Origin of the sequence: Streptomyces sp. NBC_01077, assembly GCF_045162855.1 — a bacterium.
GTDB lineage: Bacteria > Actinomycetota > Actinomycetes > Streptomycetales > Streptomycetaceae > Streptomyces.
In genome coordinates this window covers 891,030-915,825 of record NZ_CP108669.1, presented here as the reverse complement: position 1 = coordinate 915,825, position 24,796 = coordinate 891,030, and the positions used below count along the sequence as shown (strand labels likewise).

12 protein-coding genes and 2 pseudogenes are annotated in these 24,796 nt (G+C 72.5%); 9 read left to right on the top strand and 5 right to left on the bottom strand.

Features of this window, described 5'->3' with window-relative positions; all coding sequences use genetic code 11:
* Nucleotides 1-2 precede the first annotated feature (2 nt).
* On the bottom strand, nucleotides 3-308 hold the full coding sequence (locus OG462_RS04150; protein ID WP_406054533.1) for a hypothetical protein: 306 nt from the start codon (nucleotides 306-308) through the stop codon (nucleotides 3-5).
* A 197-nt stretch (nucleotides 309-505) separates the two neighbouring features.
* On the opposite strand from OG462_RS04150, the gene OG462_RS04145 reads away from it, so the two are divergent.
* A complete protein-coding gene (locus OG462_RS04145; RefSeq protein ID WP_406054531.1) occupies nucleotides 506-1,138 on the top strand; it encodes a hypothetical protein in 633 nt (210 codons plus the stop codon).
* A gap of 239 nt (nucleotides 1,139-1,377) precedes the next feature.
* Here OG462_RS04145 and OG462_RS04140 read toward each other — a convergent pair whose 3' ends face one another.
* Both OG462_RS04140 and OG462_RS04135 read right to left on the bottom strand, forming a co-directional pair.
* Nucleotides 1,378-1,506: a hypothetical protein gene (locus tag OG462_RS04140; RefSeq protein ID WP_406054529.1), complete on the bottom strand. Its 129-nt coding sequence runs from the start codon at nucleotides 1,504-1,506 to the stop codon at nucleotides 1,378-1,380.
* 105 nt (nucleotides 1,507-1,611) lie between these two features.
* Entirely contained in the window at nucleotides 1,612-1,752 is a 141-nt protein-coding gene (locus OG462_RS04135) for a transposase (RefSeq protein ID WP_406054527.1), read from the bottom strand.
* A gap of 144 nt (nucleotides 1,753-1,896) precedes the next feature.
* On the opposite strand from OG462_RS04135, the gene OG462_RS04130 reads away from it, so the two are divergent.
* From OG462_RS04130 to OG462_RS04110, 5 genes and pseudogenes are all read left to right on the top strand, one after another.
* A complete protein-coding gene (locus OG462_RS04130; RefSeq protein WP_406054526.1) occupies nucleotides 1,897-3,117 on the top strand; it encodes an RNA-guided endonuclease InsQ/TnpB family protein in 1,221 nt (406 codons plus the stop codon).
* Between the two features lie 438 nt (nucleotides 3,118-3,555).
* Nucleotides 3,556-4,551: pseudogene (locus OG462_RS04125) on the top strand (S8 family serine peptidase); the annotation flags it as partial.
* 124 nt (nucleotides 4,552-4,675) lie between these two features.
* Nucleotides 4,676-4,921, top strand: coding sequence for a S8 family serine peptidase (locus OG462_RS04120; protein ID WP_406066356.1), 246 nt, complete (start codon nucleotides 4,676-4,678; stop codon nucleotides 4,919-4,921).
* Nucleotides 4,918-6,294 (top strand): FG-GAP repeat protein, encoded by a 1,377-nt coding sequence (locus tag OG462_RS04115; RefSeq protein WP_406066354.1) that lies wholly within the window; start codon nucleotides 4,918-4,920, stop codon nucleotides 6,292-6,294. The genes OG462_RS04120 and OG462_RS04115 overlap by 4 nt, the downstream gene beginning before the upstream one ends.
* 197 nt (nucleotides 6,295-6,491) lie before the next feature.
* Nucleotides 6,492-7,321, top strand: a pseudogene (locus tag OG462_RS04110) (IS5 family transposase).
* Between the two features lie 65 nt (nucleotides 7,322-7,386).
* On the opposite strand, the gene OG462_RS04105 reads toward OG462_RS04110, so the two are convergent.
* A complete protein-coding gene (locus OG462_RS04105) occupies nucleotides 7,387-9,657 on the bottom strand; it encodes an MMPL family transporter (RefSeq protein WP_406054524.1) in 2,271 nt (756 codons plus the stop codon).
* Between the two features lie 175 nt (nucleotides 9,658-9,832).
* Here OG462_RS04105 and OG462_RS04100 point away from each other — a divergent pair, with 175 nt between their 5' ends.
* Both OG462_RS04100 and OG462_RS04095 read left to right on the top strand, forming a co-directional pair.
* Complete coding sequence (locus tag OG462_RS04100; RefSeq protein WP_406054522.1) at nucleotides 9,833-11,005, top strand: sensor histidine kinase; 1,173 nt, start codon at nucleotides 9,833-9,835, stop codon at nucleotides 11,003-11,005.
* Nucleotides 10,980-11,642 carry a response regulator transcription factor gene (locus OG462_RS04095; RefSeq protein ID WP_093906458.1) on the top strand — a complete coding sequence of 221 codons (663 nt, stop codon included), beginning with the start codon at nucleotides 10,980-10,982 and terminating at the stop codon, nucleotides 11,640-11,642. The genes OG462_RS04100 and OG462_RS04095 overlap by 26 nt, the downstream gene beginning before the upstream one ends.
* Nucleotides 11,643-11,888: 246 nt before the next feature.
* Here OG462_RS04095 and OG462_RS04090 read toward each other — a convergent pair whose 3' ends face one another.
* The gene (locus OG462_RS04090; protein WP_406066352.1) at nucleotides 11,889-24,290 is read right to left on the bottom strand and encodes an amino acid adenylation domain-containing protein; all 12,402 of its coding nucleotides are present in this window, start codon (nucleotides 24,288-24,290) and stop codon (nucleotides 11,889-11,891) included.
* Nucleotides 24,291-24,535: 245 nt separating this feature from the next.
* On the opposite strand from OG462_RS04090, the gene OG462_RS04085 reads away from it, so the two are divergent.
* Nucleotides 24,536-24,739, top strand: a complete 204-nt coding sequence (locus OG462_RS04085) for a cold-shock protein (protein ID WP_030213732.1) — start codon at nucleotides 24,536-24,538, stop codon at nucleotides 24,737-24,739.
* The last annotated feature ends 57 nt before the right edge of the window (nucleotides 24,740-24,796 follow it).

Here is a 24,796-nt window from a genome sequence, read left to right as displayed (position 1 = left end):
TGCTAGTTTCCAACATTTGTGGGTGAGAACGGACCGATCTCGGGCGCCACGCAGGTATCGACGACGGTGTTCTCGCCGGCCGCCGACCCCTTGACGCACAGCCGTCCCCCCTTCTCCCTCAGATCGAGGAAGAAGTGCGTGGCCGCACCCGTCCGCTCAAGGCCGTGGATGCGCTCGTCCACGTAGCCGAGGCCGTTCAGGATCTTCCTGACCTCGTCAGGAGCGGGATCCTTCAGCTTCAGGAGCGCCTGGGTGATGCGCTCCTCGTGCAGACCGCTCGCGCACCAGTCACGCGCGCTCAGTTCCACCTCCGGCCCGGCCGTGGGGACGGCCGGCTCGATCGGATCGGTCGGCGGCGTCTCCCCGGGGCGGATCGAGGGCTCCTCCGTACCTCCCCCCAGCGGCGCTCGGCCGGTCGGCGGGCGCCTGGCCCGAGGGGCACGGCCGGGCCACCTCGTTCAGCATCGCGGCGAAAGCCGCGCTGCTCACGGTGTCGGCCGGGCCGGTGGTCGAGATAGCCGAGAGCGACGTCGGCGTCGGCTCCATCGGCCGCAGGCATACCGTCGCCGCCCAGGCGGGCGGCGTCGCCAAGCCCGAGTCAGCCCCCGCGGGCCGCACCGGCATGGGCGTCTTCGGCCCCGGCTGGGAAGCGGAGTTCCTGGGCGGCGAGCTCAACCAGAAGCTGGAGCACCAGGTCGACGCCATCGTCGTCACCGACCTCAACGTCGGCGAGTCGGTGCGCTACCTGCTCAAGAGCAGCCTCGACTACCCCGACGGCGGCGGGGTGGAGAAGTACGAGAACGCCGAGGGTGACAAGATCACCGACACCACCAAGTGGGACGCCGCCTCCGGCATCCTGATCTCCACCGTCGTCGAGACCCTCAACGTGGACCTCTCGGTGCCGGACGAGGGGCAGCCCGCCGGCAAGGCCGGCGACGAGCCCGTGCCCGCCGCGGACCTCAAGCCCACCCGTATCTGGAAGCAGGTCGCCCCCAGCACCAACGCCTGGCGGGTCACCGGCTCGGGCAACACCGCGCACGGCGTCTCCACCGTCGGCTACGACTCCCAGGGCCGGGTGTCCACGATCACGGAGCCGGCCGCCGGAGAGGCCCTGAAGGAGACCGTGGCGATCAGCTAGGCGAGCACCACCACGGCCTCCACGATGGCGCTCGGCTACTATGCGGGCCGCGCCAAGGAGGTCAAGGTCACCCCCACCACGACGTAGACCCTCGCTCGCTACGCGTACTACTCCTCCGGTCTGCTGCGCTGGGTGACCCACCCGGTCGAGAGCAGCGCGGCGGTGTCGTCTTACGTGTACGACTCCACCGGCCGTGTCTCCGACATCGTCTCGCCGGACAACGGCGACTGGGACCTCGACTACCCGGCGACGTCGGCCTCGCCGGACGTGCTGCCGACCGGCCCCGCCCGCCCCGCCGCGGACGCGCCGATCGAGGGCGCGACCGGGATCACCGACGAGAGCGCGATCGCTCCCCCCGCCACGGACATCGGCCCGGGTGAGATCTCCGACCTGGAGGCCTACCCGCGCAAGTGCAGCTGGGCCCGCCACTGGCTGTGCCTCTGGAAGACCGGCTCCGCCGCCTGGGCCGCGCACTACGGCTGGCACAAGCCGTACTTCAAGGGAGCGACCTTCGGTGGGAAGTTCACCAGTAGGTGCACGTGGTTGTTCTCGCCGTTGAACTCAACCAGCTCACATTCGAAGTCGGCACAGACGGCGCGCGTGATCTCTTCCATGCGCGCTGTCTGTGCCAGCGGTGAAGGCCTTGTGCCGGTACTTGGTCACGAGAACCAAGTGGGCGGGCAGGGCGAAAGAGGCGTGTCGACCGGTGCGAATGTTTTGATGTTCAGTCATAAAGCAGCTGGAGTACGCTCGTTCTCATGCAGCTCAGGTACTCGTTCCGGATGTACCCGAATGGTCCCCAGCGCTCCGCGCTGGCCAGGGCGTTCGGGTGCTCTCGGGTGGTCTACAACGATGCGCTTCGCGCTCGTGAGACCGCCCGTGCCGAGGGTGAGGCGTTCCCGAAGACCGGGGACCTGTCGAAGCTGCTGATCACTGAGGCGAAGAAGACCGAGGAACGCGCCTGGCTGGGCGAAGTCTCCGCCGTGGTTCTCCAGCAGTCCCTTCGGGACCTGGACACCGCCTACAAGAACTTCTTCGACGGCCTCAAGGGCAAGCGTCCGCGCATGGGCGCACCCCGCTTCAAGTCGAAGCGGGATAACTGGCAGGCCGTGAGGTTCACCGCCAACGCCCGGTGGAAGATCACCACCGGTGGAGACCTGTCCCTCCCCAAGATCGGCGACGTGCGAGTCAAGTGGTCCCGCACTCTGCCGTCCACGCCGTCCACGGTGACCGTGATCAAGGACGCGGCCGGCCGGTACTTCTGCTCCTTCGTCATCGAGACCGAGCCGGACGAGACACTGCCCGAGACGGCCGGTCAGGTCGGTATCGACCTGGGGCTGACGCACTTCGCGATTCTCTCGGACGGAACGAAGATCGACAGCCCGCGTTTCCTGCGCCGGGCGGAGAAGAAACTGAAACGGGAACAGCGTCGCCTGTCCCGCAAGGCCAAGGGCTCCGACAACAGGGCGAAGGCCCGTATCAAGGTCGCCCGCGCTCACGCGCAGGTGGCTGACGCGCGGCGCGAGTTCCACCACCAGCTATCCACCAAGCTGATCCGCGAAAACCAAGCGGTCGCAGTGGAAGACCTGGCGGTCAAGGCACTCGCCCGCACACGCATGGCCAAGTCCGTCCACGACGCCGGATGGTCGGCGTTCCTCGCGATGCTGGAATACAAGGCCGCCCGATACGGGCGCACCTTCGTACGCATCGGACGCTTCGAGCCGACGTCTCAGGTCTGTTCACAGTGCGGCGTCAAGGACGGCCCCAAGCCCCTGAACGTCCGCGAGTGGACGTGCGGGGCGTGCGGGGCCGTCCTCGACCGGGACATCAACGCGGCGGTCAACGTTGCCAAGGCCGCAGGACTTGCGGTATCAGCCTGTCGAGCGAGGGTAAGACCGGGACCTGTCCCGGCACAGCGCGAAGAAGCAGGAACCCACCGAGACGGTCAGACGACCGTGGTAGGAATCCACGCCATTTAGGGCGGGGAGCGGAAGTCAAACGTACTACCTGGACCGCAGGAAGAAGACCGCCGTCGACGACGTCTTTTACACCACGCTGCGCGACAAGGTGTGCTCGGGCTACTTCTGGAAGCGGGCGTGCCGCGCCACCGCGTGGACCTACCGCCAGGGCGTCCGTGCGGGCAACCCGAAGAACGGCGCCAACAAGACGTGATCCGCGGCTCGTTCTCCTGACGGAGCACGCCCCGGGGCATCGAGGGCCGGGGGGCGAACCCATCGCCACCCGGCCCTCTCCCCTCCGCACACCGCGCCCGGCACTCCGTCCCTGTTTCCCGCACCTGTGTGCTGCCACCGTCTCCCCGGGCTGAGCGATGCCCTGGTCTCCACGGGCTGAGCGATGTCCTCTTTCTCTCCGAGGCAACTGTGAAGAAGAAGTTCTGGGTCACGGTCATCACCGCGATGACGACCGTGACGCTCGGCGCGATACCGGCCCAGGCCGCCGCGCCGACGAGTATCCGCACGGCGGCCGACGCGGCCGACGGGGTGGTCGACCCGCCGCTGTACGACGCCACCGCCGGTGGCGGCACCGTCCGCGTCAACGTCGTCACCGAGAACCGCACGGACATCCCCGACGCTGCGACCGCAGGCGAGACGAAGCAGTCCTTCGCGACCCTGCCGGTCGTCACCCTCAAGGTCGACAAGGCCGGACTGAACAAGCTGGCCGCCAAGCCGGGCGTGGTCAGCGTCACCGAGGACGTCCCGGTGCCGCCGACGCTGGACAACAGCATCCCCCTCATCGGCGGTGACAAGGCCTTCGCCGCCGGCAAGACCGGCGCGGGCAGCGCGATAGCCGTCCTGGACACCGGCGTCGCCACCCACCACCCGTTCCTGCAGGGCCGCGTCAAGGCCGAGGCGTGCTTCTCCCCGAGCGACGCGGACCTCGGCGCCTCCAGCCTGTGCCCCGACGGATCCGGGATGCAGCAGGGAACCGGCACCGCCGACTCCGAGGCCGGGGCGTGCGCGACCATCTCCGGCTGCGACCACGGGACCCACGTGGCCGGCATCGCCGCGGGCAACGGCACCGGCATCACCGGAGCCCCGGCCCACGGTGTGGCCCCCGGCGCCGACATCATCGCCGTCCAGGTGTTCAGCAAGTTCGACTCCGAGGACTACTGCGGCGGCTCGGCCCCGTGCGTCCTCAGCTTCACTAGCGCCCAACTCGCGGGCCTGGAGGCGGTGTTGCAGATGCGTCAGGCCGGTACGCCCGTCATCGCGGCGAACCTCAGCCTCGGCGGCGGCCGCTACACCACCGACTGCACCGCAGACCCCCGCAAGCTGGCCATCGACAACCTGCTCGCCGCCGGCGTCGCCACCGTGGTCGCGGCCGGTAACAACGGCTACACCGACGCGGTGAGCGCCCCCGGCTGTGTCTCCTCCGCCGTCACCGTCGGCTCCACCACCCCGACGACGAGCTGTCCGGATTCACCAACCGGGGCCCGCTGCTCGACCTGTTCGCCCCGGCACCGGCATCATCTCCTCCGTCCCCGGTGGCGTGTACGCCCCCAAGAACGGCACCTCCATGGCCGCGCCGCACGTGGCCGGCGCCTTCGCGGTGCTGCGGCAGGCGTACCCCGACAAGAGCGTCACGGACCTCCAGACGCTCCTGAAGACCAGCGGCCGGCCGATCAGCTACACGGGTGCCACCACCCGCGCATCGACCTCGGCCAGGCGATCACCCCGAAGCGGGCCGGCATCGTCGACTTCAACGGTGACGGCGCCGAGGACGTCGCGATCGCCGACCCGGCGGCCACCGTCGGCGGAGTGACGAGCGCCGGCACGGTCTGGATCACGTACGGCGCAGGCAAGGGCACCACCGGGATCCACCAGGACCTCGACTGGGTGCCGGGCGGCGCAGAGCAGGGCGACTGGTTCGGCGAGGAGCTCGCCACCGTCGACTACGACAAGGACGGCTACACCGACCTGGTCGTGGGCGTCCCCGGGGAGGACGTGGGCTCCGCGGCCGACGCGGGCTTCGTCGACGTGCTCTGCGGCGCGGCCGGCGGCCTCGGCACCGGCAGCAAGAAGGCCACGCACTTCGAGCAGGGGCAAGGCACGGGCGCGATCGCCTCGTCGGCGGCCGAGGCGGGCGACCGCATGGGCCACTCCCTCGCGGCCGGCACCACCAAGTCGGGCGAGCCGTACCTCCTGATCGGCAACCCCGGCGAAGCCCTCGACACCGTCACCAGCGCGGGCAGCGCCTTCTACGTACACGGCAACACCAGCATCGCCATCCACCAGGACAAGCCGGGCGTTCCCGGGGTCGCGGAGAAGGACGACAAGTTCGGCTTCAGCGTGGCCGGCGACTCCAACTTCCTCGCCATCGGCTCTCCCGGCGAGGCCATCGGCACCCTGGCGAAGTCCGGCGGGGCTGTGATCTTCAACCCCAACAAGCTCGACGCCGACGGCATGCCCACCCCGCTGTCGGGCCTCGACCAGGACAACCCCGCGATCTCCGGCGGCGCAGAGGCCGGTGACGAGTTCGGCTTCGCGCTGGCCATCGCCCCGTTCCGCGCGACGGGCGCCGCCACCGCCTCCGAGTCGATCCTCGCGATCGGTTCGCCCGGCGAAGGCGTAGTCGTGGACGGCGAGGACCGCCTCAACGCGGGCCGGGTCGTCCAGATCCGGATCAAGGTCGACGGCACGTGGAGCTACCTGCGCGAGCTCAAGCAGGGCACCGCGGACGACACGGTCTCCGGCACCTCCGAGACCGGGGACCGCATGGGCGAGACCCTGGCCGCCGTCAACACCGCCCCGGACGCCGTGAGCACCTCCGCGTCCATGCGGCTCGCCGTCGGCACGCCCGGCGAGACCCTCGGTACGGTCGCCCAGGCCGGTGCGGTCCACACCTTCTCCCTGGCCGGTTCGGCCGGGACCAACGACCGCTGGATCGAGGCGGGGGACGGCGACGGCATTCCCGGCACCCCGGGCGCGAAGCAGTACCTCGGAAAGAGCCTCTCCTTCACCGGTACGCGCCTGTACGTCGGTATGGCCTACGGCCCGAACGCCGGCGGCGCGCTGTACGCCCTGCCGATGTCCAACGTGACCGTCGGCGGAGCGGTCGCTCCGGTGACCACGTACAAGCCCGGGACGGGCGGGGTGCCCTCGGGCGGCGTCCGCTTCGGGTACGCCTCGCGGTAACCGGCCGACGGGAGGAACGGCCCTCCCGACCCCGAGAGCCCCTCGACGACCGGCCGGTCGTCGAGGGGCTCTCGCCTTGGCGGGTGCCGCGCCCGCGCCCACACCGACGACTCACCTGCCCGATCGCCATCACAGAGGCCGTCGCCGCACTAGGCAGTGTCTTCAAATGATCATCGCTGGTGGATCATGGTGTCGTGATGCGTCGCCATGAACTGTCCGATGCTGAGTGGGAGTTCGTCCGGCCGCTGCTCCCCGAGTCGTTGCGGGGGCGGAAGCGGCTGGACGACCGCAGGATCCTGAACGGGATCGTGTGGAAGTTCCGGACCGGGACGGCCTGGAGGGATGTGCCCGAGCGATACGGGCCGTGGGCCACGCTGCATACGCGTTTTCGCGGGTGGGCGGCGGACGGGACGTTCGACCGGATGCTGCGGGCGGTGCAGGCGAAGGCGGACGCGGCGGGCGACATCGAGTGGCTGGTGTCCGTCGATTCCACGATCGTCCGGGCCCACCAGCATGCGGCGGGGGCCCGAAAAGGGGGCTCCGCGGCCCGGCCCTCGGCCGGTCCAGGGGCGGTCTGACCAGCAAGATTCACCTGGCCTGTGACGGACGGGGCCGTCCCCTCGCCTTCGTCGTCACGGGCGGCAACACCAACGACTGCACCCGGTTCACCACCGTGATGGAAGCGATCCGGGTGCCCAGGACCGGACCGGGACGACCCCGCACCCGTCCCGATCACGTCCTGGGCGACAAGGGCTACAGCTCGAAGGCGATCCGTGCCTGGCTCCGCCGTCGGGGCATACCGCACACGATTCCCGAGCGGGCCGACCAGGTCGGCAACCGGGCCCGGCGAGGCAGCCGCGGTGGCCGCCCGCCGGCCTTCGACCGCGAGGTCTACAAGCACCGCAACGTCGTGGAACGGTGCTTCAACCGCTTGAAGCAGTGGCGCGGCATCGCCACCCGATACGACAAGACCGCCCAGTCCTACGAAGCAGCCGTCACCCTCGCATCGCTCCTGATGTGGGCGTGACATTTGACGACAGAACCTAGGTGACGGGCTGAGGTGCCGGACGCCAAGGGCGGGCAGGAGTTGAGTCAACGGTCAACCAGCCGTGGACGCGGGGCCTCACCTGTGGATTCCGCGTCGGTGTCGTCGGTGCCGACCGGGCCGCGGGGAAGCATCCGGTCCAGCCACTTCGGCAGCCACCAGTTGGTCCGGCCGAGGAGTGTCATGGTCGCAGGTACCAGCACCATGCGTACGACCGTGGCGTCGATGAAGATCGCGGTGGCCAGGCCGAGCCCGAACATTTTGGTGGAGGGGTCCTCGGCGACGGCGAAGGACAGGAAGACCGCCACCATGATGAGGGCGGCCGAGGTGATGATCCGGGCGGTGCGCGAGACGCCCTCGACGATCGCCGTGCCGTTGTCGCCGGTGCGCAGGTACTCCTCGCGTACGCGGGAGAGGAGGAACACCTCGTAGTCCATCGACAGGCCGAACAGGATGGCGAAGAGGAACATCGGGATGAACGACACGATCGGAACCGTCGCTTCCAGCCCGATGAGTGCGCCTCCCCAGCCCCACTGGAAGACCGCGACCATGATGCCGTAGGCCGCGCCGATGCTCAGCAGATTCAGCAGTACCGCCTTGAGCGGTACGAGTATCGAGCGGAAGACCAGCATCAGCAGCAGGAACGACATCGCCAGCACGGCGGCGACGAACACCGGCAGGCGTTGGCTGGTGCGTTGGCCCACATCGGACAGGCTCGCGGCGGCGCCGCCGACGTGGGCCCTGGCCGGGCCGGGCCCGATCGCCGCGGGCAGCACGTCGGTGCGCAGCCGGGCGATGGTGTCGGCCGTGGCCTTGTCCTGAGGGCTGGTGGTCGGGAACACCACGAGGGTCGCGATGCCGGTGGCCCGATCGATGTGCGTCGGCGCGACGGATGCGATGCCCGGATCCGCCGCGACCGTTGCGACGAGTCGGTCCAGCACTCCCGGATCACCGGTGGGGTCCGCGGCGATGACGAGGGGACCGTTGGTGCCCGGGCCGAACCCCTCGGCGACGAGGTCGTAGGCCCGGCGCTCGGTACGGCTGTGGGGCAGTGAGCCGTCGTCGGGCAGGCCGACGCGCAGGCCGAGCACGGGCAGCGTCGCGGTCAGCAGCAGCCCCGCCGCGCCGACCGCGTACGGCACCGGGTGCCGGCTGACGTGCCCGATCCAGCGACGCCACCCGGCGGCGTGGGCGGCGCCTGCCGCCGGGTCCCGCCGCCGTGCGAGTCGGCCCGGCTTCCTGGTCTGCAGAGCCCGGCCGATCCTGCCGGCCCGGGCCAGGCGCGGGCCCGCCGCGCCGAGGAAGGCCGGCAGCAGCGTCACCGACGCGAGCACCATCGTCAGGACGACGATCGAGACGGCAACCCCGCCCACCGTCATGAACGGCACGTTCGCGACCGCCAGGCCGAGGATCGACACGACGACGGTGCCGCCGGCGAAGACCACCGGCCGCCCTGCCGTTGCCACCGCCCGTCCGGCCGCCGCCTGCGGATCGAGCCCGCACGCGAGGTACTCCCGGTGCCTGGCGAGCACGAACAGCGCGTAGTCGATGCCCACTCCGAGCCCGACCATGCTGCCCAGGACGGGTGCGAAGGTGGGGACGTCTGTCACCCCCGCCAGTACCGTCATCGTGGCGACCCCGACGGTCAGCCCGAAGACCGCCATGCCGATCGGCAGCGCGGCGGCGACGAGCGAACCGAACGCCAGGAACAGGATCGCGGCTGCGGCGAGGAGGCCGATCAGCTCGCTCGCGCCGCCGTCGGGATCGGAGAAGGCGTAGAAGAGGTTCCCGCCCATCTCGATGCGCAGGGGCAGCTCGGCGCGCAGCCGGTCGCCGAGATCGACGAGGGCGTCGAGATCTTCGGCCGACAGCCGGCTCTGGTCGGGGTACTGCACCCGGATGACCGCGATCCGCCCGTCGGCCGAGACGAGGCCGCCGCGCACGGCGGTGTCCCCGCGTGCGTCGAGCGCCCCCGCCGGGTCGCTCGTGCCGAGCACGTGCGGCAGCCGCTTCACCTCGGCCTGCAGCCGCGTGAGAGCGGTGCGCGCGCCGTCGTCGTCGAAGAACGTCGCACCGTCGTCGAGGGGGGTGACGACCACTTGGGCGGTCATCCCCTCCTGGCCGGTGCCTGCCCGCTCGATCAGTTCCGCGGCCCGTCGGGAGTCCAGTCCCGGAGCGGTCATCGAGTCCGCGGTCCGCCCGCCGAAGGCGACGGCGGCGAGGACGGCGAGCGTGGCGGTGATCAGCCATGCCGCGATCACCCGCCAGGGGTGGTGGGCGGCGCTTGCGCCCAGGCGCAACAGGGCTTTCGAGAGCATCGGGTCCTCCAACCACCTCGTCGGCCGTCCTTGTACGGCCGCCGATGCCGAGGCTCGTCGCCACGGCGCTCCGCGGCATCGGCCCGCGGGCCGCGGATCCGTCGGCCCCGGGGCGGAGTGACGACCCGTCCTTTCGGCCGATGCGCGGCACGCCGCAGTCCCTAAGCTGAGAACCGTGCTCCGAGACGACCTGCGAACCCTGTGGACCGAACCCCGGCCGCCCGACGCGCCCGCCCGGGTGCGGCGGGACTGGGCGCTGCTCGCCGCGGGCCTTGCCGGTGTGGCGCTGGAGGCCGCCCTGCGCGAGAACGTCGTGTGGCGGCCGGTGGCGGTGGTGATCGCCGTATGGCTGTGCCTGCTGCCCCTGTGGCGCCGGACCCGCCCGCTGGCGATGGTGACGCTGGCGTTCGGCTCGGTGATCCTGCTTCCGGTGGCCTCGCTCGTCGCCGCACCGCGCGAGCCCGTCGGCCTGCACACCGGCGCGGTCGTGCTCGTGCTGGTGTACGCGCTGCCCCGGTGGGGATCGGGACGCGAGATCGTGCTGGGCGGAGCGGTGATCCTCGCGGCCGGCGCGCTGTGCGTCGTCACGGACGAGACCCCGGTCGTCGAAAAGGTCGTGGGCTTCGTCTTCCTGCTGCTGCCCGGCGTGGTCGGGGCTGCCGTGCGGTTCCGGGTGACCGCTCGCGAGCGGCAGGTGGAGCAGGTGCGCTCCCGCGAGCGCGAGCAGCTTGCCCGGGAACTGCACGACACGGTGGCCCACCACGTGTCGGCCATGGTGATCGTCGCCCAGGCGGGCCGGGTGCTCGCGGGCACCGACCCGTCCGCCGCCGTCGAGGCGCTGGAGGAGGTCGAGGAGGAAGGGGCGCGCACGCTGGAGGAAATGCGCGCCATGGTCGCCGTGCTGCGCGACCGTGGGGTCGGCGCCGAGCTGGCGCCCCCTGCCGGAGTCACGGATCTGGAGCGCCTGGTGCGCACCCCGGGTGGTTGCCTCAGGGTCGACCTGGGGCTCGACGGCGAACTGGACGCGCTGCCCCCGGCCGTGGACGCGGCCGTCTACCGGATCGTGCAGGAGTCGGTGACCAACGCGCTGCGCCATGCGATCGACGCGACCGAGCTCGTCGTTCGGGTCGCCGCGGAACGGCACACGGTACGGGTGAGCGTGCGCGACAACGGCCGGCGCACCGGCCGGGGTCGCGACGGATACGGACTTACCGGACTGCGCGAGCGCGCGACCCTGCTCGGCGGCACACTACGAGCCGGCCCGGGTACCGACCGGGGCTGGCATGTCGAAGCCGAACTGCCGAGAGCGAGGAGCGAGAGCGGTGTCCATTCGCGTCCTCGTCGCTGACGACCAGACGATCATCCGCACCGGGTTGCGGATCATGCTGAACGCCCAGCCCGGCATCGAGGTGGTCGGCGAGGCCGCCGACGGACGGGAGGCGGTACGTCTGGCCCGCGAACTACGCCCCGACGTCTGCCTGTTCGACATCCGCATGCCCGTACTCGACGGGCTCGAGGCCACCCGGCTGGTCGCCGGCCCGGGCGTCGCCGACCCTCTGGCCGTGGTCGTCATCACCACGTTCGACCTCGACGAGTACGTCTACGGCTCACTGCGTGCCGGCGCCCGTGGATTCCTCCTCAAGGACACGGGACCGGACCTTCTGGCGCAGGCCGTTCGGTCGGCGTCCGACGGTGAGGCGCTCATCGCGCCCAGCGTCACCGTCCGTCTGCTCCAGACATTCGCGGACCTGCCCGCCGGCCGGCCCGTGGCCCAGCCGGTCTCCCCCGTCACCGCCCGCGAGGAGCAGGTGCTCCTCGCCGTCGCTCGCGGGCTGACCAACACCGAGATCGCCGATGCACTGCACATCAGCCTCAGCACGGTGAAGACGCATCTGGCCAGCCTGATGGCCAAACTCGGCGCCCGCAACCGGGTCGAGATCGCGATGTGGGCCTACGAAACGCGCCGTATCCTCCCCGGAACCTGAGCCGGGTGCCGGGCCATGTCCCATGAGTCCCCGCCCGGACATCAGTGCACCGGTCGGCTCACGTCGGCTCCACGTGCCTCACCCGCCCCAGAGCGTGACGTACCAGGAGGCCGGAACTGGGACGGTGAGACACCCGATACGACAAGACTCCCGACAGCTACCTCGCCAGTCTCCACCTGCACGCCTCGATGATCTGGATCAAAGACCTCACCAGGACCACCCGATGATCTCGTCTCGATACGCGCCCTAGTGGGCGCCGGCCGGTGGCGGCGGGAAGCCGTCGAGGTCACTCTCCTCGGCGGCGACGGCGTGCCCGAGCAGGTGCAGCGGGCCGGCTGTGACGCCCGCCGCCTCCATGCCCCGCCAATACGCCAGCGCCGACCGGGCGTCCACCAGGCCGTGGACCGGGGGGAGTTCCCGGTCCATGGCGTGCAGCAGCGACTCCAGTCGGCACGAGGCGATCGTGTCGGGGAGCCACGGCTGTGCCGCGTATACCGTCGCCACGGCCGGCGGCAGCCCCGGAGCCGTCCGGCGTTCGATGGAGGCGGCAGGCCCCACGGTCAGCAGGCCGCCGCCGACGATGAGGACGTCGCGTCGCTCCCGCATCCGGGCCAGCGCCTTCGTCGTGTCGAAGCAGTGGGGGAACGAGTCGTCGACGACGATCGCGCCCGGCCGGAGGCGTGACACGTCGATGATCGCGCCGCCTCCGCTGACGGCCGTGACGAGGAGACCGGCCTGGTACACGGCGCCGGGCAGGGTGGCCGGGCCGGACTCGTGGATCTCGATGTTCGGGGCCAGGCCACGGGTGAGCAGGTCATCGGCCAGGGTGCGGATCCGTGGTGAGCTGCCTGCGATGTCACAGAGGAGCAGTCGGGCGGGTGGCTCGGACGCGAGGGTCAGGAGCAGTTCGAGCGACGAGCTGCCGATGGAGCCCAGGCCGACCACGGCGACGGAGAGGTCGCCGAGTGAGCGGCCCGTCCGGGCGAGCGCCGAGTGGACCGTCTTGACCACGGACACGGTGGTCGCCGCGTGCCCGGTCGTGAGGGCTGCGGGGCTGTCCGTCTCGCGCAGGACGCCGAAGCCGTACGCGGTGAGGGAGGGGATCATGCCCGCGAGCGAGACGCTGCGGGCGCCCAGCGACGCCGCCAACTCGACGGCGCGGGCGGTGCGTTGAGCGAGGTCGGGGGTCGACGCGAGCTCGTCGGCGAACAGCGGAAGGGAGACGAACCCGGAACGACCGAGAGGCGTGCCGAGCTCTTCCACGAGCCGGGGACGGCCGTCGGGGAAGAGCAGCGCGCGGAGCTGTTCGCGCGACGCCGCTTCGACCGCTGGTCCGTCGAACCCGCCGGGCTCGCCGAGCCCGCCGAGCGAGGCGAGCGCGGTGAGTCGGGAGGGCGGGGGGAGGTAGCCGATGAGGGCGGAGTCCAGGACGTCGGTGGACGGGGCCGCAACCAGGTGGCGTGGCCGTCCGTTCGTTTCCTCGGCTGCCTCGGTCATCCCACGCCGCAGGCCACGGGTGAACGACGCGAAGGCCGTCTCGTCGGGGAACGCCGCCGTGGACGCGCGGAGCGTCACCCGAAGCTCTCCCCCGCCGATCGGCCGCACCGCCAGGAACGTGTCCGTCCCCACCGGTGGCGGCGCGAGGACGGCGTCGGCGTCGTCCCAGCGCACGCTCAGCGTCTCTCCGCTCATCGGCCCGAGGGCCGAGAAGTCCAGGAAGGTGAAGAAGAACTGGGCGACCGGCGGCAGCCCGCCGTCACTCCGAGGGGCCTGGACCCCCTGCGCACGGGCCGCCTCGACCTCCTCCACGACTGCGCGCAGGTCCTCGCCGAACGTCCGGCCCGACCCTGCCCCTCCATCGCACTGCGTCGGCCCCGGCCGCAGCGGTACGGCGGCGGCGTACGGGCCGAACACGAGGTGGGCGTCGGGATGCGCGTCGTCCCGGCCGGACACGGCAAGACCGAGGATCAGGTCCTCCTGCCCGGTCGCGGCGGCCAGCGTCCGGTAGTACGCGGTGAGCACCGGGGCGAAGAGAGTCGTACCCGCGCCAGCGGCGATCCGGCGCAGGGCGGCGACCTCGTCGGTGTTCAACGTGAACCCGGCGGACCGGTACGGAGGCGCCGCAGGGTCCTCGGCGGACGGCCCGCCGCCCGCATGACCTCCGAGGACCGGACGCCGGTACGGCTCGTCGAGCCGGGCCCGGTGGGTGCCGCCGAGCGTGACCGCGCGTTCCTGAAGGGTGACGTGGTCACGGAACGTGCCGCGCAGTGACGGGAGTTCGGCGGGTTCACCCCGTACGACCCGGTCGTAGACGGCGAGCAGCTCCCGGCCGAGGACCGCCACGCTGTAGCCGTCGCCGATCAGGTGGTGGGCGTGGACGACGAGCGCGTGCTCGTCGGGCCCGAGGGTGAGCACCCGCAGCCGCAGCAGCGGCCATGCCCAGGATTCGAAGCGCCGCTCGCGTTCCTCGGCGATCCGTGACGGGAGGAGGCCGGGTTCGGCGAGGGTCTCGAAGTCGACGGGGAGCCGCAGCGAGGGCGGAAGCTCCTGCTGGACCGGCGGTCGCACCCCGGCGGGGAACACCGTCCGCAGCATCGGATGGCGTACGACGCAGGCGTCGACGGCCTGCTGGAACGCCTCGGGCCGCAGGGGCCCGTGGATCCGCATGCAGGCGAGCCACGCCGTGGGGGAGCCGGGCCTCGCCATGGTCTCCGCGAGCAGGAACCCGCGCTGAGAGGGGGAGAGGGGGAAGGGGGACGGTCCGCCGTGCGCGCGCTCGCCGACGCGCGAGTCCACTTCCTGGTCGGAGTCGGCAGGGTCGTCCGTCGAGCCGCGGTCGACGGCGGCGGCGAGCGCGGCCAGCGTGCGGTGGGTGTACACGACGGTGGGCCGGGGCAGGGCCGGGATCCGCTCCCGCAGCCGGGCGAACACCTGGAGGACGAGCAGGGAGTCGCCGCCCAGCGCGAAGAAGTCGTCCTCGCGCCGGATCTCGTCGGCGTTTGCGTCGAGGAGTTCGGACCAGACGTGGGCGAGCAGGACTTCGGTCGGTGTCGAGGGGAGGGTGCCCCGTGCGGTGACGTCGGCGGCACCTTCGAGGGCGAGCGAGGGCAGGGGGGCCGGCGCGGTCACGGGTATGCGCGTGGGGACGGGCGGGGTGAGCCCGGCACGGTCGATCTTTCCGGTTCCCGTCAGGGGGAGCTCCGCCATGACGTGGATCCGGCTCGGGAGCATGTACTCCGGCAGTGTCCGCGCCATATGGGCGCGCAGTGCCGTGGATTCCGGAGCCGTGATGCCCGGCCGGTACTGGACGAAGGCGCTCAGTCGTTCGTCACGGTGGACCACGGCGGCGCGGGCGACCTCCGGATGGGTCAGGAGCACCGACTCGATCTCGCCCGGTTCCACCCGGTGCCCGCGGATCTTCAGCTGGTCGTCGAGCCGTCCGAGGAACTCCAGGACGCCGTCCGCGTCGCGCCGGACCCGGTCGCCGCTGCGGTACCAGCGGCGCCCGTCGCGTTCGGTGAACGCGGCGGCGGTCAGCTCCGGTGCGTGCAGATAGCCGGGGGTGAGCCCCATGCCCGAGATGAGGAGCTCGCCGGGCTCACCCGGTGCGCAGCGTCGCCCGTCCGCCGCCACCACGTCGACCTCCGTGCCGGTGAGGGGCGTGCCGATGGGCAGGCTCCGTACGTCGTCGGCGGGGCGGCCTTCGATGATGTGGAAGGTGGCGTTGATGGTGGCCTCGGTGGGCCCGTAGAGGTTGGCGATCCGGTGGCCGGGGCCGAACAGGTCGTACCAGCGGCGTACATGGGCGGGCGGGAGCGCCTCGCCGCCGACGTGGATCCAGCGCAGGGCCGACAGGTCCGGCGCCCGAGCGCCGTCCCGTACCCGCGTCTCGGCGGCTTCGAGGAGCCGGGACCACAGGCTCGGGACCGAACTCCACACCGAGATCCGGGCCTGTTCGACCCGGTCGAGTAGCGCCTCGGGGTCCCGGAGCAGCTGCCGGGGCAGCGTGACGACCGTGGCCCCGACGAGGAGGGGCGCCAGGAGCTGGCGTACGGAAGCGTCGAAGCACAGTGATGCCGTCTGGGCGAGCCGGTCGTCTTCGCCGTACTGGAAGGTGGCGAGCGCCCAGTCGAGGTAGTTGGTCATCGAACGGCGCGTGATCGGCACTGCCTTGGGGCGCCCGGTGGAGCCGGAGGTGAAGATGACGTACGCGAGGGAGTCTGGGCCGGGGGCTTCGTCCTCCGCAGGGTGGGACCACGCCTCGGGTGCGGGACCGTCGGCCGGGACGAGCGTGATGTCGGCCGCCGAGGCGAGCTCGGCCGCCGAGGCGCGGGTCGCCGCATGGCAGACGAGCACGCGGGCACGGGACCGTGCCAGCTGGTCGGCCAGGCGTACGGGGGGATGAGCGGCGTCCAGCGGAACCCAGCCCGCACCCGCCCGCAGAATGCCGACCACACCGGTCACGGCGTCGGCCCCGGGCGCGGTCAGAAGCCCCACCAGGTCACCCGGGACCACGCCGTGGGCGCGCAGGCGGGCGGCGAGCGCGCCGGACGCGCGGTCCAGTTCGGCGTAGGTGAGGGTGCCCCCGTCCCCCGCGCTTCCGCCGCCCGTGTCGACGGCGAGCGCGTCGACGGCGACCGCGTCGGGCGTCGCCCGGAACTGGGCGCGCAGCCGCGTGACGATGTCCTCCGACAGCTGAGGGGCGAGGAGCCCCATCGTTTCGTCGTCGTCGGGCGGCGCGGCGGCCTCGGTGAGTTCGGCCAGGTGCTCGTCGGCGAGACGGGCGATGGTGGTCCGGCCGAAGAGCCGGGCCGGGAAGTTCCACGAGAAGGACAGTGCCCCGTCGGACTCCCAGCAGAGCAGGCTGAGCCGCGTGGCGGCGGAGGCCGTTCCGGCCGAGGCCGGACGCACCTCCACCGGGCAGGCGGGGTCGAGGGCGACCGGGAACCGCGCGAAGCTGAACGACGCGGGCGCCGCCGTACGCGGTCCCGGCCCGTCCGTCGGCAGGAGCCGGGCGAGGTCGAGGCTCGTGAGCCGGCCGTGCCGCTCGCTCTCGGGCCACGCGTCGCGCAGCCGTACCGCGAGGGTGTACACCGAGTCGTCCGCGCCGACGTGGACGGGGACCGGGAGGGTGTCGGCCAGTGGTCCCACCAGCCTGTCGATGCCGGGCAGCCGCGGCTCGCGACGGGCCCGCGCAACGTTGACGGACACGTTCTCCTGGCCGCCGCCCCACCGGGACAGACAGCGCGCGTACGCCGCGAGGAGAAGATGGAAGAGGGACACCCCGTACGCGGCGGCCGTCTCCCGCAGCGCGGCCGACAGCTCGGGGCCGGGGTTCACCTGGTGGGCGAGGAGCGGGGGTTCGGGGGGCCCGGACGGATCGCCGTCGTACGGCAGCGCGAGCGGCTCGCCGCTGCGGGCGAGCACCTCACGCCAGTACGCATGGTCCTCGGCGAGGGCCTCCTCCGACCGCTCCGCCTGCTCGTGGACGGCGTAGGCGGCGAAGTGCGTGGTGAGCGGGGGGAGTTCAGGGGCGCGCCCCTGCGAAAGGGCTGTATAGAGGGTCCAGAGTTCCTCGCCGAGGATGTTCAGGCTGAAACCGTCGGCGGCGGCGTGATGCACCACGAGCACGAGACGGGTGGAATCGCCTCCGCCGGCACGGGCGAGCACCGCGCGGATCGGAGCCTCGGCGGCGAGGTCGAAGGGCCGGTTGCACAGGGCCTCTTCGAGCTGACCGAGCTCCTCCTCGACGGTGCGGGCGCCGGGCAGGTCACGGACCTCGTACCAGTCGGGGATCCGCCCGGCGTGGGCCGGTGGTACGGCGACCTGGGTGGGTTCCGTCCCCCCGGACCCGATCCGGATGCGAAGCATCGGGTGACGGTCGGCGAGCAGGCCGAATGCCTTGCCGAGCAGGTCGGGGTCGAGCGGGCCGCGGATGTCCTGCGTCACGTAGCCGTAGGCGGTGACGTCCGGGTACAGCCCGCCCTGGCTCTGGAAGGCGAGCTGGACCGGCGTCAGCGAGAAGGGCACGCCGTCGTCGCTCATCGGTGCTGTCGGTGCTGTCGGTGCTGTCGGCGCCCCGGAGTCCTCGAAGGTGGGGGAGGGAGCCTCGGAGCTGCCGAGCCGGCGGGCGAGTTCCCCCAGGGTCCGATGCTCGAAGAACAACGTGATGGGCAGGGAGCGGTCCAGCTCCTTCTCCAGCCGCTTCACGAGGTCGACGGCCATGAGCGAGTCCAGACCCAGGCCGAGCAGAGGTACGTCGTCACCGAGGTCGTCCCAGGACACCTGAAGTGCCTCGGACAGCAGCCGCCGAAGGACGTCGGAGACACCACCCGCCCCGTCGGCGCGCATGCCGCGCGCGTGCCGGGGACCGTACGTCCCGGCACCACGGGAAGGGTGGGACGTCAGGGGCGTGGGATCGGGGTTCGGGGACACGGTGGCATCGGCCCGGGGACGGTGGGCGGCGCCTGAACCCAGGTCGGCGACCATCAGATGGGCGGCGTCGGTTCCGCAGGCGGCCCGCAGGGCCTCCAGGGCCTCGCCGGTCGCCAGCGGTACGGGTCCATGTCCGGCACCGGGGTGGGGAGTGACGGCCGGGAGGGAGCGCGTCGCGGTGGGGAGTCCGGCGTCGGTTCGGAGTCCGGCAAGCAGGCCCGCATCGGCGAACGCCGCGAAGCCGACCGCCTGCCACGGCCGGCCGGCCGCACGCTCGGCGGCGGCGAAGGCGTCGAGGTAGGCGTTGGCAGCGGCGTAGTCGCCGATCGCCCCCGCCAGACCGGGCAGCACCGCGGCGACCGAGGAGAAGGCGACGCACACCGCGGGGTGCAGATCATGGGCACGGATCCCGCGCGCGAGCAGTGTCGTACCCCGCGTCTTGGCGGCCAGGACCTCGGCCACCTCCTCGGGCGTCTTGGCCCGGAGAGTGCCCGGACGCACCACCCCCGCAGCGTGGACCAACACGTCGAGCCGCGGCAGACCGGTCAGCAGCGCATCGACGTCGGCCTCGCGCGAGACATCGGCGGCGCGGTACTCCACGGTGGCGCCGAGCGCCCGAAGTTCGGCGAGCAGCCCGGCGGGTGGCACGGGAGAGCGACCGGTCAGCACCAGGGTCGGCCGACCTCGTCCGGCCAGATCACGGGCCAGCGCGCCACCGACCCCTCCTGCGCCACCGGTGATCAGATACACGCCGTCGGCCGGCAGAGTCGCCTCCCGCGATACGGGTTCCCCGGCGACCGGCTGGGCGACCTGCGCGTCGACCGGTTCGGCGGTCCGGCCGAGACGCCGCCCGGCCCGCCAGGCGATGGCGGGCGCCGGTCGGCCACCACCGCTGCCCGGTGCAACGCGACGGGCGGCGAGTTCGTGATCGAGCGCGGCCAGCCGCGCGTCGATCCCGTCCCGGGACGACAGGTCGACGCTGTGGGCCGCGACGCCGGGCAACTCCGCCGGCAGGGCAAGGGCCAGCCCGGTCAGAACCGCCTGCGCCGGGCACGGACGCTCAGGCCCGGCACCGGTGACATGGACGTCCTCGGTGACCACGAGCACGCGCGGACGGTGGAGCGCCAGCTCCGGCAGCAGATCCTGGAGTTCGCTCACCATGGCGCGATGCGCCGCGTCGAGTGCGTCGGCGGAGTCCGGCTCCACGGCAGGACCGGCGAGGAGCACGGCGACCTCGGGGGCAGGGCCGCTGTTGCTCGGCCGGTCACCGTCAGGCAGCGGCTCGCTGTGAAGCGGCGGGTCCCCGGCTCGCCGAACGGTGACACCCCGACGCTCGAGCCGGTCCGCGAAAGCACGGGTGAGGGGCGAGTCCGGGCCCGCCAGGAGGACGGTACGCGGCCCGGGGCCGACGGTCAGCGGGGCGTCGTCCCAGACGAACCGGTGCAGCAGCGGGCGAGTTCGGGGTGCGGCGGACGGCCAGAACCGACGCCGCCGGAAGGGATACGTCGGTACGGAGATCCGGGCTCGGCCGGCGTCCAGGGCCGTACGGTCCAGCGGCACGCCCCGCTCCCAGAGCCGGCCCACGGTCTCCAGCAGACCCCGAGCACCGCCCCGGTGCCCGGCCGCGAGCGCGACCGCCCCGGCCGCGCGCGGGTGCCCGGCCGCGACGGCACGTACGGGACCGCTCAGGGAGCCGGCGCCGAGCTCGACGAACGTGTCGTACCCATCGTCGAGCAGCCGCTCCACGGCCGCGCCGAAACGCACCGGCTGCCGGGCATGGTCCCGCAGATGGGCCGGGTCCAGGACCGGCTGCCACGCGCCAGTGACCGTACTGACCATCGGCGTCACCGACGGCCGGAGCGAGAGAGCCCCGGCGGCTTCGGCGAGCGGACCGAGGGCCGGATCCATCAGGGGCGAGTGGAAGGCCCGCGACACACCGAGTCGACGTGCGGCGATGCCCCGGGCGGACAGTTCGGCGACAGCGCGCTCGACGGCGGCCTCGGCGCCGGCCAGGACGGCCTGGCCGGGACCGTTGACCGCGGCCACACTGAGCGCGCCGCGCGCCTCGGCCACCACGGAGGCGACCGTCGCCTCGTCGCAGCGCACCGCCGCCATGGCGCCCGGCGCGCACAACTCGGCCATCAAACGGCCGCGTTCGGCGGCGAACCGTACGGCTTCGGCGAGCGAGAGCGTACCCGCGACGCACGCGGCGGCGATCTCGCCGACGCTGTGCCCGGCGACGGCGTCCGGCGTGATGCCCCAGGCCCGCACCTGGCGGGCGAGCGCGACCCCGTACGCGACGAGGAGCGGCTGGGCGATGTCGGTACGGGCGAGCGCGTCGGGCGACACGTCGGGGTCGAGGCACCAGGCGGCGAGACTGCGCCCGCCGATCACCCCGGCGTGGCCGGAAGCCTCGTCGAGCGCCTCGCGGAAGGCGGTCGCGCCGGCGTACAGGGCGCGGGCCTGACCGTGCGGCTGTACGCCCTGCCCGGGAAGGAGGAGAACGAGACGAGCCCGGGACCGTACGGAGGAACGGGTCGGCGCTTCCCCGTCGAGTGCGGCGTCGAGCCGGCCGACGAGATCCCCGTCGGCGACGAGCGAGAGACGGTCGGGACCCTCGTCACGGGCGGCGGCGACGGCGGCGCAGACGTCACCCTCGTCGAGACCGGGGTGGTCACGGAGGTGGGAGGCAAGACCGACGACGGCGGCGCGCAGCCCGTCCTCCCCGTGTGCGGACAGGGTGAGCAGCCGGGGCCCGCGCGACGAAACCCGGTTCGGCCGGCGCCGGGCGGGTGCCTCCTGCAGTACGGCATGGGCGTTGGTGCCGCCGAAGCCGAAGGCGTTGACTCCCGCGACCAGCGGTCCGGGCGCCTCCCAGCTCCGTACGGAATCCACCAGGGCGAATCCGGAACCGGCCAGGTCGAGCCCGGGCGCGGGCACCGACTGGAGCGGCGACGGCGGCAGACGCCGCCGGCCGAGCGCGAGGACCACCTTCACCAGGCTCGGCATGCCGGCGGCGTTGAGCAGATGACCGACGTTGGTCTTGACCGAGCCGAGCAGTCGGAGCCGCCCGTCGGCGAGCGGCGGGAAGGCGTGCGCGAGCGAGCGCACCTCGACGGGGTCGCCGATCGGCGTGCCGGTGCCGTGGGCCTCCACGTACGACACGCTCTCGGGGTCGATGCCCGCGTCGCGGTACGCCTGCGTGATGACCTCACGCTGCGTCAGGGGATTGGGCGCCATCAGGCTCAGCGCACGGCCGTCGTTGTTCACGGCGGTGCCGCGCAGCACGGCGAGGACCGGATCACCGGCCCGCTCCGCCTCGTCGAGACGGGTCAGGACGAGGGCGGCGCCGCCCTCCCCGGGGACGAACCCGTCGGCCGCTGTGCCGAACGCATGACAGCGACCGGTAGGGGACAGGGCCTGCGCCTTCTCGAGCAGCGCGTACCCGGTCGGCGTCAGATTCAGGTGGACGCCGCCGACCACGGCGATGTCGCACTCACCGGCCTGAAGACTGCGGCGCGCGAGGTGCAGCGCCACGAGCGCGGAGGAACACGCTGTGTCGACCGCGAGCGCGGGCCCGGTGAGATCCAGGCAGTGGGCGACGCGCGCGGCGAGCATGCTGGGAAGGTTCCCGGTCAGTGCGGCGGCGGGCAACTCGCCCTCTCCCCAGGCGTGTTCAAGAACGCGCCGGTAGCCGCTGTCCCCGGCGGCGACGAACACCCCCACCCGGCGCCCGCGTCGACGCGGACCGGCATAGCCGGCCCGCTCCAGGGCCTCGTGGGCGAGCTCCAGAAGGATCCGCGCCTGGGGGTCGGTCGCCCGGGCGTCCTCCTCGCCGATGCCGAAGAACCCGGCGTCGAAACCGCCCGGCTCGTCGAGGAACGCGCCCCACCGGGCGCGGCCGTCAGCCGGATCGGCCCACCGCCCGTCGGGTACGGGGGTGACGGCGTCGTACCCGTCGACGAGCCGGTCCCAGAACGCCTCGGGCGTGTCGGCCCCCGGAAAGCGGCAGGCGAGTGCGGAGACGGCGACCAAGGGTCCGGCGCCCTGAGCCGGCGCCCGCCGCACCGCATACGACGCGAGCTCCTCGGCCCCCGGGCCGCTGGACGTGCCGAGCGGCGCGTGGTCCGTGGTGAGCATCAGCCCGGCGAGCGCGGCCACGGTCGTGTGGTCACGTATGTCGGACGGCCGCAGCGGTATCCCGAACTCGTCCTCCAGACCGGCCAGCACCTCCATGGCCTTGAGCGAAGAGCCCCCGAGCACCCGGAAGTCGTCGTGGAGCCCGATGGAACCGACCGGCACCCCGAGCGCACGCGCCCAGATGCGGAGCACGACGGCCTCGACGTCCGGCCGGGCCCGGGGCGCGGACGACGGCGATCCGCCCCGCGGCCCGGGCGGAGAGGCGGTGACGGAATCGTCCCCCTTCCCCGGCGGAGAGGCGGCCACGGGATCGTCCCCCTTCCCCGGCAGAGAGGCGGCCACGGAGTCGTCCCCCTTCCCCGGCTGGGACCCGGTCCGCGCCGCCGGCACGTACCCGCTCCCCACCACCCCCGTGGCCGCCCGCCCCGCGATCTCCGGATGCCCCCCGCTCTCGAAGCGCTCGCGCAGCACCCCTCGCCTCACCTTCCCGCTGGTCGTGCGCGGGAACGCCCGTACCGGCAGTGCGAGTACGCGGACGTCGTCGTGCCCCAGCGCCCCACGGACCCGTCCGCCGACCGCCTCCAGGAGCTCGGGGGTCACGGCGGAGAGGGGAGGTGCGGGCGCGAGGAAGACGACCACCCGCTCGCCGCCACCCTGCGGATCCGTGGAGCCCACCACGGCCACCTGGCACCGACCGAGCCCCGGCGTGCCCGCAGCCACCTCTTCGAGGTCGGCCGCGTGGAACGTACGCCCGTCGACGAACACGACGTCCTTGGACCGACCGGTCACACAGAGCCGTCCCTCGCTCAGGAAACCCTGGTCGCCGGTGCGCAGCCACCCCCCGGCGAACGCGGCCGCCGTCGCCTCCGGAGCGCGGTGGTACCCACGGGCCACCTGCGGCCCCCGGACCTCGATGTTGCCCACCCGACGGTCCTCGACGGCCTCGCCCCCCTCGTCGGTGATCCGTACACGGCACCCGTGCACGGGGCTTCCCACGTCCATCAACTCGACCGCGTCCGGGCCGGGCGCCGTGTCCACCGCCCGCCCGCGGCTGAGCGCGGCCCGGTCCAGGGCGAGCGGTCGGGCCACCTCGCCGGGCGGCGGGAAGGTCACGGCCAGCGTGGCCTCGGCGAGGCCGTACACCGGCTGGGGCGCGGCCGCCGCGAGCCCCGTGGGCCGCATCCGCCGGACGAAGTCCCGCCACACGGCCGGGGAGATCGGCTCCGCGCCCACCAGGATCATCCGTACACAGGTCAGATCGAGACGGGAGAGGGCGTCCTCCGGTACGCGCCGTTCGACCAGTGCCAGGGCGAAGTTGGCGGCCGAGAGCAGCGTCGCCCGGTGCCGGGCCGCGGCCTCCAGCCACCGTACGGGCCGCTTGGCGAACGTCAGGGGTTCGAGTCGTACCTGCTTGATCCGTGCGGACAGCGGCACGAGGTGGGTGCCGATCAGCCCCATGTCGTGGAAGTACGGCATCCAGGTGGCGATCACGTCCGCCGAGGCGATGCCGGCCGCGGCGCGGATCTGCGCCAGATTGGCCAGCACGGCGGCATGCGTCAGCTCGACCCCCTTCGGCGCCCCCGTGCTGCCGGAGGAGAACTGCAGGAACGCCACGTCGTCGGGCTTCCGTTGCGGCAGTCGCCGCGGAGCGGTGTGCCGACGCAGCGCGTCGAGCGTCAGGGCGCGGGGGCGTACGGAGTCGGGCAGCGCGTCGAGGAGCGGCACGGTGGATGAGCCGAGAGCGATCGGCGGCCTGTCGAGGAACTCCCAGACGGGCAGCACCCGTCGTACGTCCGGGGCGAGCGGCACCGGTACGAGACCGGCGGCGACGGCACCCCAGAACAGCGGCAGGAACTCCTCGCTCCGATCGGCCGGCAGCACCACCTGGCTGCCCGGCGCGAGACCCGCGCCGAGGAACCCGCCCGCGACGCTCAGCGCGTCGGCGAGCAGCGCGCGATGGGTGACGGCCCGTTCCCCGCCGTCACCGTCCACATGGACGATCCCCTGGTCGGGCGCGGCCTCCGCCGCGCCGGCCAGTACGTCCAGCAGCACCGTCTCGCCGTGTCCCCGCATCATCGCCCCCGTGGATCTGCCCGGGAACAGGCCCTCACAGTCCGCGAGAGCGACCGCCCCCGGTTCGGTCTGGTCCGCCGCAATGATGACTGATCTTCATTCCGCCTGTCCGTCGGCTGTAGTCACAAGATCGGATCGGTGGGTGTAGAGGTGGTCGTGGCGGGGGAGGACCGGAGTGGCACCCGCGGAAGGGTGCCGCGGTGGTCCCACCCCGGACCACCGCTGGACTGACCAGAGGGACGAGCATGGCCAGCGGCACCGTGAAGTGGTTCAACTCCGAGAAGGGCTTCGGTTTCATCGCCCAGGACGGCGGCGGCCCGGACGTCTTCGCCCACTACTCCAACATCTCGGGCAACGGGTACCGCGAGCTGACCGAGGGCGAGGCCGTGACCTTCGACATCACCCAGGGCCAGAAGGGCCCCCAGGCGGAGAACATCGTCCGCGGCTAGCGGCCGGTCGGTTCGCTCCGCCCGACCGTGAGACGGGCCGTCGGCAGTGATGCCGAC